Origin of the sequence: Butyrivibrio sp., from assembly GCF_017940685.1 — a bacterium.
Taxonomy (GTDB): domain Bacteria; phylum Bacillota; class Clostridia; order Lachnospirales; family Lachnospiraceae; genus Butyrivibrio.
In genome coordinates, this window is sequence record NZ_JAGAYD010000168.1 from 1 (window position 1) to 11,434 (window position 11,434).

10 protein-coding genes and 1 pseudogene are annotated in these 11,434 nt (G+C 44.3%); 2 read left to right on the plus strand and 9 right to left on the minus strand.

The genetic code is table 11. The features are described from left to right. Window positions 1-126 precede the first annotated feature (126 nt). The 3 genes from J6I68_RS10830 to trmB are packed head-to-tail and all read right to left on the minus strand — an operon-like array spanning window position 127 to window position 1,967. The gene (locus J6I68_RS10830) at window positions 127-957 is read right to left on the minus strand and encodes an SH3 domain-containing protein (protein WP_292220268.1); all 831 of its coding nucleotides are present in this window, start codon (window positions 955-957) and stop codon (window positions 127-129) included. Window positions 958-993: 36 nt separating this feature from the next. After that, on the minus strand, window positions 994-1,314 hold the full coding sequence (gene trxA / locus J6I68_RS10835) for a thioredoxin (protein ID WP_292203855.1): 321 nt from the start codon (window positions 1,312-1,314) through the stop codon (window positions 994-996). Continuing rightward, window positions 1,314-1,967, minus strand: coding sequence for a tRNA (guanosine(46)-N7)-methyltransferase TrmB (trmB, locus tag J6I68_RS10840; RefSeq protein ID WP_292220270.1), 654 nt, complete (start codon window positions 1,965-1,967; stop codon window positions 1,314-1,316). Before trmB ends, trxA begins: the two co-directional genes overlap by 1 nt. 81 nt (window positions 1,968-2,048) lie before the next feature. Here trmB and J6I68_RS10845 point away from each other — a divergent pair, with 81 nt between their 5' ends. Then, on the plus strand, window positions 2,049-3,497 hold the full coding sequence (locus J6I68_RS10845) for a D-alanyl-D-alanine carboxypeptidase family protein (RefSeq protein WP_292220272.1): 1,449 nt from the start codon (window positions 2,049-2,051) through the stop codon (window positions 3,495-3,497). 14 nt (window positions 3,498-3,511) lie between these two features. Here the strand turns inward: J6I68_RS10845 and J6I68_RS10850 are convergent, their stop codons facing one another. Both J6I68_RS10850 and J6I68_RS10855 read right to left on the minus strand, forming a co-directional pair. Continuing rightward, window positions 3,512-4,450 (minus strand): 3'-5' exonuclease, encoded by a 939-nt coding sequence (locus tag J6I68_RS10850; RefSeq protein ID WP_292220273.1) that lies wholly within the window; start codon window positions 4,448-4,450, stop codon window positions 3,512-3,514. Window positions 4,451-4,464: 14 nt separating this feature from the next. Beyond that, window positions 4,465-5,280 (minus strand): alpha/beta hydrolase, encoded by an 816-nt coding sequence (locus J6I68_RS10855; protein ID WP_292220274.1) that lies wholly within the window; start codon window positions 5,278-5,280, stop codon window positions 4,465-4,467. Window positions 5,281-5,466: 186 nt separating this feature from the next. Between J6I68_RS10855 and J6I68_RS10860 the strand changes: the two genes are divergently transcribed. Next, on the plus strand, window positions 5,467-6,009 hold the full coding sequence (locus tag J6I68_RS10860) for a glutathione peroxidase (protein ID WP_292220276.1): 543 nt from the start codon (window positions 5,467-5,469) through the stop codon (window positions 6,007-6,009). Window positions 6,010-6,121: 112 nt separating this feature from the next. Here J6I68_RS10860 and J6I68_RS10865 read toward each other — a convergent pair whose 3' ends face one another. The 4 genes and pseudogenes from J6I68_RS10865 to J6I68_RS10880 all read right to left on the minus strand — a co-directional run. Next, complete coding sequence (locus J6I68_RS10865; RefSeq protein WP_292220277.1) at window positions 6,122-6,931, minus strand: YlmH/Sll1252 family protein; 810 nt, start codon at window positions 6,929-6,931, stop codon at window positions 6,122-6,124. 4 nt (window positions 6,932-6,935) lie between these two features. Further along, entirely contained in the window at window positions 6,936-9,401 is a 2,466-nt protein-coding gene (locus J6I68_RS10870) for a clostripain-related cysteine peptidase (RefSeq protein WP_292220279.1), read from the minus strand. A gap of 96 nt (window positions 9,402-9,497) precedes the next feature. Further along, window positions 9,498-11,144, minus strand: coding sequence for an ABC transporter ATP-binding protein (locus J6I68_RS10875; RefSeq protein WP_292220280.1), 1,647 nt, complete (start codon window positions 11,142-11,144; stop codon window positions 9,498-9,500). A 2-nt stretch (window positions 11,145-11,146) separates the two neighbouring features. After that, window positions 11,147-11,434, minus strand: a pseudogene (locus J6I68_RS10880) (ABC transporter permease); the annotation flags it as partial.

Below are 11,434 nucleotides of genomic sequence, written 5' to 3' on the forward strand. Positions count from 1 at the left end.
GGTTACCTTAAGGATACCTCTGTAACAGATATCCTTGACCATGTGGAAACCTACTCCCGCTCCAGCGAGAGCCTGTCTGAGGCTCTTGATAAGTTCTACAAATATATCCACTCTAAAAAAGCGTGATCACTTTTCTTTTAAGTACTTCATGGATCCGTATAGCTGCTGGCCCTGATAATCAACAAGAGCCCAGCTTCCATCGTCACTAACTGCGATCCTTTTAAGCTCTGTCCCCTCGTCTGCCTTGGCAACAATGCTGTCGTCACTTCCAGTGCTGGGAACTGATCTTAAATTAAGAGATGATGCCCCTGACACCACTACGGTGTCATTTTTTTCTGTGTAGCCAGCTGGAATTGCAACGGCAACTACCTGGGAGGCAGCTTCATCAGGGTCAGGCGCAAAGTATCTGTCAAAGACCTTCACCTTAAGGACCATTCCAATAACTACCAGAATAACTATTCCAGTGAGGATTGAACCCACTCTTACAACAAGGTTCATGTCGACGCTACCCTGTTCGTTCTCATCCTGGTACTCCTCGTCGTCATACTCCTCATCATATTCTTCGTCAGGCTCTTCGTACTGACGTCTCCTGCCTTTCTCACGAACAGGCTCACGTTCAGGCCTTGGCCTAACCTCTTCCCTTCTTGGTTCTGGCTTTTTGGGCGCACTATCTTCAGCAGCTCTTCTCACAGACTCTTTTCTTTGCTGTTCCTCTTGGTCCTTCTGGCGCTGCCTGATATATTCCTCACGCTCATCAGCATTTAAAAACTGATAGGGATCTTCTATTTCGATTTCCATGGTTTCCTGAGAAACCGGCTCTTTTGATGATGCAAAAGTCTCTTTTTCTGTTACATCACTTGAGGTTGCAGAAGGCTTAACCTGTTCTTCTGCTTCTTTGTGCTCGTTACTTGCGTCTCTTTTTACGTAGTCTTCAAAGTTTGCAATCTTGTCGCTCATAACGCCTCCCCCATTATAATGTAAAGTGCTGGCAGGTTATGCCAGCACCTTGTCGATTATTCCCTGTAATTTAGCCTTGTTAAGTGCTCCAACGGCAGTCTCAACAACTTCGCCATTCTTGAAAAATGCGAACATTGGAATTGACATTACGTTGTACTTCTGAGCTATTTCAGGTGACTGGTCTACATTGATCTTGCCAACCTTAAGTTCACCTTCGTACTCGTCTGCAAATTCATCAATCATTGGGGCCATCATCTTGCATGGTCCACACCAGTCTGCTGAAAAATCTACCAGAACCGGTAATTTGCTCTTAAGTACTTCTTCTTCGAAATTCGCTGTGTTCAGTGTGTAATCCATTAATTACTCCCCTTTCTGCTTATGATGTATTTGTAAATTGGGTTGCCTGCCTGAGAAAAGCGCTCTTCATACTCAGTCATAACGTTGCCAACCATCATCTTTTCATCGTGGTGAAGATCATATGTGACTGCATCCAAGGTCCATCCAGATGGCTCAATCTCATCAAGAGCAAACATAAACAGATCCTTGTTGTCGGTCTTGAACTCCACTACGCCCTCTTTTGCAAGGATCTTGTCGTACCTTTCAAGGAACTGCCTGGAAGGAAGTCGCCTCTTGGCGTGTCTGTCCTTGGGCCATGGGTCCGAGAAATTAAGGTAAATCCTGTCAACCTCTGAGGGTGCAAATACTTCAGTAATATCCTCAGCATCCATCCTTATAAAAATGATGTTTGGTAAAAGAAGCTGCTCCTGCTTCTGAAGTGCTCTTAAAAGTACACTGGAGTACTTCTCAATACCAACATAGTTGATGTCTGGATGAAGCTGCGCCATATCCATAAGGAAACGACCCTTACCCATTCCAATTTCTACATGAACGGGATTGTCATTCCCAAAAACTTCTTTCTTAAATAAGCCCTTTTTCTTTTCAGGTTCCTTGATAGTGAAGGCACTGTCTGCAATAACCTCTCTGGAACCTGCGATGTTACGTAAACGCATCTAAAAACCTGCCTAAAAATCTTATATTAGAATTTTACACCATTTGCCCCAAGTTTGGAAGTATTGTATTATAAGCATACTATGAAGTCTACTGGGAAGAATAAGTTTTCTAATTTAATATATGCTTCAGCGATATTTCTTTTGACTGTGGCTTTAGCTCTTTTCACAGTTCCATTAACAGCTCTGGCTGAGACAGACTATGCCGCTGCAGCTTTAGAGCGAAAAGAGCTCCCGATCCAGTCAAATTCTATTGCGCAGTGGCCCCACGGACCTGAGATCACTGCTCAGGCTGCCATTGTGATGGATTCTGCTACTGGCACCATCCTCTACTCCAAGAACATCCATGAGGAGCTGTTTCCCGCCAGTACCACCAAGATAATGACCTGTCTTCTTGCTGTAGAAAATGCCTCTTTGTCAGATACCATCACGTTTTCAAACGATGCGGTATTTAGCGTTCCTCAGGGCGGATCCAATATCGGAATGGATGTAGGTCAGTCCATCACTCTTGAGCAGGCTCTTTACGGAATAATGGTGGGAAGCGCCAACGAAGTTGCAAACGCCGTGGCGGAACATGTAAGTGGCAGCATTGACGCCTTTGTTGATCTTATGAATGAGCGGGCAAAAGAGCTAGGCTGCACCAACACACATTTTTCCAACACCAACGGCCTTCAGGCAGATGACCACTACACCAGCGCCTATGACCTGGCCCTTATATCAAAGGCCTTTTTTGACAATGAACTTCTCTGTAAAGTGGGAAATACCGCAAGATATCACTTTACTGCAACAGCCACTCAGCCAGATGATTTTTACCTCAACAACAAGCACAAGCTGATATCGGGAGAAATTTCCTACGAGGGAATTCTTGGTGGCAAGACAGGTTACACGGATCTTGCCAGAGAAACCCTTGTTACCTGCGCTGAGAAGGACGGACTTAAGCTGATCTGCGTGGTCTTCATGGAGGAATCTCCAGCCCAGTTTACAGACACCGTCACGCTTTTTGACTACGCCTTTAACAATTTCCATGCAGTTAACGTATCGGACAACGACACAAGGTACATGCCTGATGACTCTCTTTTCTTTGAGTCAGACAGAGATGTTTTTGGAAGGTCTGGAACCATATTAAAGCTTGGAGAAAGCGACTCCATCATCCTTCCTAAGACATCGAGTATTGATAGCACAGATTATGAGATCAGCTATGATCTTACAGCAGAGGAAAAAAGCCAGATGCCAACTGCTATTGCTAAGGTTAATTACAGCTTTAGCGACGTTCCGATAGGCTGCGCCTACGTTTTTTATAACGCGGTTTCCGGCACTGACCTTTTGGAAAATGCAGTCAAAGACACTACCATTTATATAAACGTTAAAATTCTTTTACTTGCGGCGGCGATTCTGCTCATTGTCATCTCGCTACTTGGAACCTCAATAACAAGGCTCCTTTCAAACAAGAAACACTCATCCCGCAGTGACCGTGTCAGGTTTAACCGAAGGAAAAGAGAGTTTAGGAAAAGTCGAAGATCCCACAAATTCTAAAAAAGACAAAGGCCTTATGACCTTTGTCTTTTCTTTATTTTATGCTGTTTCTTTTTCATCTCTTCCACATCTTCGTTGGAAATAAACCTGCAGGTCTTTACCACGAAAAGATTTCCATTCTCTGCCTTTTTGATCCTGACCTTGGCCTTCATAAAACCATGTTTATCGCAAAAGGCAGCGCTGTAATAGTGTTTGCCATTTGGAGTGAACCACTTGACCTTCCTGCGGATATTCTTTTTGCATATGTAGCATTTGGTGCTCATGATATCCACATTTTTCAGGATGTCTTCTTTGTTAAGAAACTCTCTGGATATGTACTTGGCATAGGTATCAAATACAATCCTGATCTCCTGCTTCTTGGTCTTTGGGGTCACATAGGTGTCAAAAGAGATCTTGGTAAGGGTCTTTTCTCCAAAGGTCCTGAAGATCTTGGCAGTGTACTCAGCATCTGCCAAAGCCCTGTGGAATGGAATGTCCTTAGGGATCCTGATCTCATCTACCGCTGCTTCCAGCGCTTTTCTTGACTTGCCATCATCATAGGCAAGGCTGTAGAGCTTTTGCACGTCGTAAAAGGCAATTGGCCTGTCGGACAAAAGCGGCATTCCATAAAAGTCCAGATTCCTTTGAAGCTCCGTAAGATCCAGAGGACCCCAGGTGCAGAACTTGACATCTTCTCCACAAAATTCAAGGAAATCTCTTGCCACATCCTGGAACTTGTCGCCCTTTGCAAGATCCTCCATGGAAAGGTGAATGAGCTTTCCGGTGATCCTGTGCATGTGGGTGTGGACCTGGGGCTTTATCAGTCTTGAAAACTCCCCGATCTTTTCCCTGTTTTCATTTAGTTTTACGGCACCAATCTCAACAATCTCAAAGGTGAGAGTTTTCCCATCTTCTCTGACAAATGGCGCATCACCCTGATTCCACTCAAGGTCAAAAACCACATAATTACTCATATGATTATCCTAGATCAAAAATAGTATTCCATCCATCTGCAAGCCATATCTATCCATGGTTCGCAGGAAGGAGAAAGCTCTTTTTCCTGCATTGATAAAGTAAGCTTGTTAGCAAGTGACAGGCCATGGCATCCTTCTGGGAAGATATGAAGCTCAGTGCTTATGCCTGCTTTCCTTAAGGCAGTTGCAAACAAAAGAGAATTCTCTACAGGAACTGACTGGTCTGAAAATGTGTGCCACATGAAGGTTCTTGGAACATCCTGGTTAACACGGCTCTCCAGAGACATCTCATCTACAAGCTCATCGTACCTGTCTCCAAGAAGTTTTACAAATGAATCCCTGTGGGCAAACTCTCCAGATGTGATAACCGGATAGCAAAGGATAAGTCCGTTTGGTCTTAGCATTTCTGCGTCATTGACTAAAAGGTTCTCTTCAATGAATCCTTCCTTCCACATGCAGCTGTAGCTGGCGGCAAGGTGGCCTCCTGCTGAACATCCCTGGACAACTATGGAATCTTTTTTCACATTCCACTCTTTTGCATTTTCTCTGATGATAAGCACCGATCTTCCAAGTTCAAGAAGCGCTGTCGGATATGTAGCTGGGTGACAGGAATATCTAAGAATTGCTGTGTGATATCCTTTTGCCATAAACGCAAGGGCCATGGGCTCAGCTTCCCTGTCAGAAGTAAATCCGTATCCTCCCCCTGGACAGAGCAGGATAAGAGGTCTTTCCTTAATATATAGAGATTCAGAAGGCTCCTGGATGTAAACAGTAAGTTTTGCTCCCTTTAATGAGCCTTTTTCGCTAATCTCAAACTCTTTGTAGATCATTTTTATATCCTTCCTTAGCCGGTTTAGATGCGATAGCTACGCACTTTATTAAGTAAATGATAAGAGGAAAAAATTTTTTTTGCAATAGGTATTGACAATTTAGATTGCGTACAATATAATTTGATTAATCAATAAGTTGTACACAATCATTTTTATATTAACAATTATTCATGGAGGTAATTTCGAATGGGATTTTATGATTACTCAGTAACTGATGCTCAGGGCAATGACTTTTCTTTAGAGAACTACAAGGGAAAGGTTGTTCTTGTTGTGAATACTGCTACAGGATGTGGATTCACTCCTCATTACAAGGATATTGAGGATATGTACGAGAGGTTCCACGACCAGGGATTTGAGGTTCTTGATATCCCTTGCAACCAGTTCGCTGGTCAGACTCCTGGAACAGATGAGGAGATCCATGAGTTCTGCACTCTTCACTACAACACCAAGTTCCCTCAGATGAAGAAGTCAGACGTTAACGGCGAAGGCCAGCTTCCTATTTATCAGTATCTTAAGAGCCAGAAGGGCTTTGAAGGCTTCGGTAAGGGACCTAAGGCTCTTGCAATGAATGTTATGCTCAAGAAGATCGATAAGGATTTCAAGAACAATCCTGACATCAAGTGGAACTTCACTAAATTCGTTATTGACAGAGAAGGCAACGTAGTTGCACGTTTCGAGCCTACAGAGGACATGAAGAACGTAGCAGCTTGCGTTGAGAAGCTTATCTGATCAAATAAATATTTCTGATACCCCCTCAAAACAAGCCATGGGGACGGTTCTTTTGGCTGGTTTCGATTTTCAAAACCAGCCAAAAGAACCGTCCCCATGGCTTTTCCCCTATTTATACGAACACTCTTACCTTGACGAACAGTCGCCCTTTTCTTGTGGTTCCAGTCTGCCCATCGTAAATGAACTTCCCATGGCCTCTTACTGATACCCGAGATCCCGGTTTTAAGTCATATCCACCAGAATAGGCTGTGCGGCCATCAATGAAAACTGACTCTGATTCGATGAGCTTTTGGGCTTCTGATCTTGAAAGGTGATATACAAAGGCAATGATCGCATCAATTCTCTCTGATGCAACAGAGCCGCTTACTTCCTGAAACTTTAGTCTTATATCGCACTCAGATGCCTTGACCTTGGTACATTTTACCGAGGTGTGCTTTATGCGGATCAGCTCTTTTTCTATCATTGCGGCTATTTCAGGGGTTGCAAAAACGTATGCTTCCTTTTCGCCAGCTAAAATATCTCCTATCTGATCTCTTTCTATTCCCATGTTCATAAGGGCCCCAAGATAATCTCTGTGGGTCAGCTCATCTGCAAATTTGTTATTAACCGGCAAAATGTGAATACAGGAAATAGTGCTCTGCTCTTCTTTTTCAGATAAAAGAAAAGTCTCTTCATCAAGGTAGTCAGGCAGAAAGATGATCATCGCTCTTTCCGCCTCATCAAATCCTCCGTAAAAAAGAAACCTGGCTCCTAGGTATTCATTAACGTTTTTTGGCACTCCCTCTGAAGCAAAGATCTGATATACATGAGCCTGCTCAGAGAGGGATAAAAAGACTGTATTGGTGGCAAAGCCGTTCTGATATGCCCTGTTTGCCAGGTCCTTTATTCTTCCAGCCAGAAAATCTCTAGTTTTTTCTTCCATATCTTTAATATACTAAGGCGTTTGTCCAGTAGTTCTGTCCGTAGATGTCTGTAAATCTGTACATCACGTAAACATCGCCATCTCCAAGGTATGTGTTGCTGATCTTCATGTCGGACATGTCGCCTTTAACTGTCATAGGCTCTCCAAGATAATATGCGGCGTCAAAGGTCTTATCGTAGTTATAGGCGTCGCACAAGAAGTCGATCTTATCGCCAGCCTGAAGCTCTGTCAGGTTCTTGGCAACAGTATCTGTCTCGCCCTCAACGTAGTCGTACTTGGCTCCTGCCACATATCCGTCCTCATTTTCTGAATCAAATACCAGGATAAGCTCTGCTCTGTCTCCATTTATAAGACATGGAACTCTTCCTGTGATGGCATAAGAATCTTCAGTACCCTGAATATCCACAACCCTGTAGGCAACCACCTGACCGTCTATTGAAATCCAGGTCTTGTCTGTCTGAGCCTTCAGATTACCATTGTCATCAAAATCAAAGACATTATCAAGTCCCAGATCTACCAGCGCTTCTCCATCATCATAGTATACGTTAAGCTCAAGATCCTGAACCATTCCCCACTGATCTTCCGTGAGGCTGATGACGTCTTCACCCGCTTCATTAGTAGTCCAGAAAAGAGCTGACTGATCAAACTGATTTTTGGCGATATAGTTTGCAGCCTTTTCAACATCAATGCTCCTGCCAAGTAAAGATGCAGTAGATGATGACAGACCTGCACTACTGTAATCGCTTGAAAGGAAGGCTGTAAGGAGCTGAGTGATCATTTCAGCTGACTGAGTTCCTGAAGAAGACGTTCCCGACAGCTCGCCAAAAAGTGATGGCATGGCACTGCCTGTTCCACCTGCAGCCACCTGGCCTGATGTTCCCATACCTGCAAAGCTTGAAATACACTTTGCGTAGTCCTCATCCATTCCTATATCTTCGTAGGTATCCACCATGGCAGTAACCTTGTTGGTGCTTCCAGTCCTGTAAGGGAAGTAGATGGAAAGACCGTACGCATTTGTCATATTTGAGCTTGTTCTGTTGTACTTGATGGAATCTTTAAGTACAGCCGCAAGGTCTTTTGCCTCCTTAGTGCCCATCCTGTTGGCAAAGTCAATGATATCAACCTGGTCAATCCTTGACTGGGCAAACTCTCTTGAACCAGAGCGGGCATTGGACACTGTCTTAAAGTCATCACCGTTTATCATCTCTGATGTATCTTTTGAAAACTCAGCAAGTTCTGAAGGAACTGTCTGAGAAAGCTCAGCAAGATCGATCAGGGAAAGAGTGGTCTTCTGTCCTGGGCATGTCTTTGCGCAGGCATCGGTAAAGGTGTCAATTATGATCTTTGAAAGATCAGTTGTTGCAATTGATGGATCTTTAGAAATTGCACTGAGCCAGTCTGTGTAATACCAGCCAACACCTGGCTCTGTCTCTTCTGACGCCACAAGATAATCAGCGTAGTTAGAAACAACAAGGGCATTTTCTACAGTTGCCATAAGGCAGGTATCAAAGCCCACAAAGTCAAAGCTTACTCCGCCATTTTTAAGTGCTGTATTGATACCAGCAAGGCTCATGGCTCCAGCTGACTGGAACTTCTCATCGTATCCGTAGCCGCCTGTTGATCCTCCGCCGTGATCCCAGAAGATCAGGATATTTCTGTTGGCAGGAAAAGCGTTTGCTGCATAGTTTATGAAACCTGAAAGAGTGTCAGGTCTGGTCATTGGAACATTTCCTACGTTGTCATTTAAAACAGCAAGCTTGCCATTTTTTATCTGATAGATCTGATTAGTAGAGCTTGAAACAACGTTGTTCTGCCACTGCTTTGCTCCGCCTGTATAGATAATGAGGTTTACATTATCCCCAACATTTGCAGCAAGCATCTCCTGAAGGTCCCTTGAAGCCATTCCGCTTCTGCTCTCAAGGTCTGCACCACACATATAAACCATGATGGTTGCCTTATCTGTGCCATCTCCCTTAATTACTGTACGCTTAGCACGGGCCTTATCTGAGACAGATGTGTTAAGTCTTCCTGTATTGTTGTCTCCGCTCCAGGCAGCATTTACGCCGCTGCTAGCCCCCTGGTATGAGCTATAACCGCCACCAAGAAGTGATCCCAGCATCGAAAGTGATGATCCTGTAGATGTAGAGCCGACTGCCCCAGTACTTGTACTGGTCTGTGGCTGGGACGTAGTTGTCTGATACTGGGTTGTATCAGATACACTGCTTCCACCACCAAGGAAAGAGGAAAGTCCTCCACCTCCGCCAAGAAGAAGCACCAGTACAATGATGATCATAAATAGTGGACTTCTTCCACCTGACCTCTGTGGACCACTGCCTCCCGATGAAGAAGGACCGCTACCAATTCCACCTGAATTAACGACTGGACCTCCGCCAAGAGCCTCACCTCTTCTGTGAACTCCAGATCCACCGCCAGTCACATTTTTCTTTCTACCAACCGGTCTGTTTTCCATAATATGCCTCCACGATAAACATACGATTTTTCATACATCCATGATACCACAAAAAAGGACTGGGAATAGTCCCAGCCCTTTTCATCCTCATAGAAATCACAGTTCAAGTTTACCTGAGCAGATCAGCTTACCTGATCTTCTGTCAAACAGGAGTATATCGCTACCGTTTATGTTAATCTTCTCCTCCTGGCCGATCTGATAGATCACGCCGCCAAAGATAACGCTGGTAAGAAGGAACTCTCCAACACGAAGCTTAAGAGTTGACTCCATACCTGTAGGCATTGCGCCGTAGATTGTTGTGTCGATCTTGCCATTAGCATCAATATCGATGGCCTCTGGGCGAATACCGATGACAAAGTCCTCATCAGTGATCACCGGCTCATCTGCCAGAGAGTCGTCCTGTTCCTCCACCTTCTGGATGTGGTACTTGAATACCTCATCCTTGTTGCTCTTTTCAACTGCACCCTTTACAAGAAGGCGTTGTCTCTCGAATTCAGCCTTATCAGCTGCTTCCTTGTCCCTCTGATTCCTCCATGCTGCCAGGTCAAGAGCATCTGTTGGTACAAATCTTGCCTTGATGCCACCAAGGATTTCAAGTGCTACACTGCCGTCACTTTGCTGAGAGCCCTTGCCATCAACAAAGTTCATGGAAGGATTTCCTACGAAGTCAGCAACAAAGAGATTTGCAGGTCTGTTATAAACCTCAAGTGGTGCTGCATACTGCTGAAGGACACCGTTGTTTACGAGGCAGATCCTTGTAGCCAGGGTCATAGCTTCCATCTGGTCATGAGTTACATATACAAATGTGCTGCCTGTCTCAACATGGAGTCTTTGAAGCTCATATCTCATCTCAAGACGAAGCTTGGCGTCAAGGTTTGAAAGAGGCTCATCCATGAAAAGAACCTGTGGCTCGGGAGCCAGAGTTCTTGCAATGGCAACCCTCTGCTGCTGTCCGCCGGAGAGCTCAGCAGGGTATCTGTCCATGAACATTCCGATCTTAACAATCCTTGAACATGCTCTTACTCTGGAGTCGATCTCTTCCTTTGAAAGCTTCCTTTTTTCAATAACAGCTTCGCCATTTTTAAGGACCTCATACTTGTCATTAAGGCTCTTTCCCTCGCTCTGGTACTTTCCCTTGATGTCAGATAATTTCTTTTCATACTCTGAAAGCTTAGCCTTAGCCAGTGTTGCTGGATCAGCTGCAGCATGTATTCCCATTGCAAACAGCTCTTTTGCTGTATGGATTGAAAGATTGTAGTTGTCGATAAGCTTAACATAGGCCTTGTTCTCATCGAGCTTGCCGTTCTTGTCGCGGCACTCTTCAACAACCTCTTTTATCTTGTTGCCATTTGAAAGAGCCCGTATCATATCTCCAGCCTGCTTGGCAGCCACATCCACAACTGGCATCTCTTCATGGATATTCTTAAGACCAAAAGAAATGTTCTCATATACTGTCATGTTTGGCCAAAGGGCGTAGTTCTGGAAAAGAAATCCCACCTTACGTTTGTTTGCAGGAACGTTGATACCTGCGTTTGAATCAAATACCACCTTGTCGCCAATCACTATGCGGCCCTCAGTTGGCGTCTCAAGACCAGCGATCATACGAAGGATCGTAGTCTTACCACAGCCTGAAGGTCCAAGAAGAGTAATAAATGAATTGTCAGGAATATTGAGGCTGACATTATCTACGCCGAAGAACTTTCCCCAGCGCTTTGTTATATTTTCTAAAATGATCTCTGGCATGATTACTTTCCTCCTATGCCACTGTCAAGGCTTGCGCCTGTCAGCTTGTTTACAAGTGTGTTGAATATCAGAATTGTCACGATGAGGATAAGGTTTATAGCACTTGAGAATGCGTAAAGTCCCATCTCATCGAAGTAGTCAAGTGTTGTTGAAAGGATAAAGCCCTGTGTGCAGAGAAGAAGGAACAATGATAATTCTCTAAGGCAGGTCATGAACGGAAGAAGATATCCGCTTATGATAGATGACTTCTGGATCGGAATAATGATCCTTGTCATTCTCTTTATCCATGA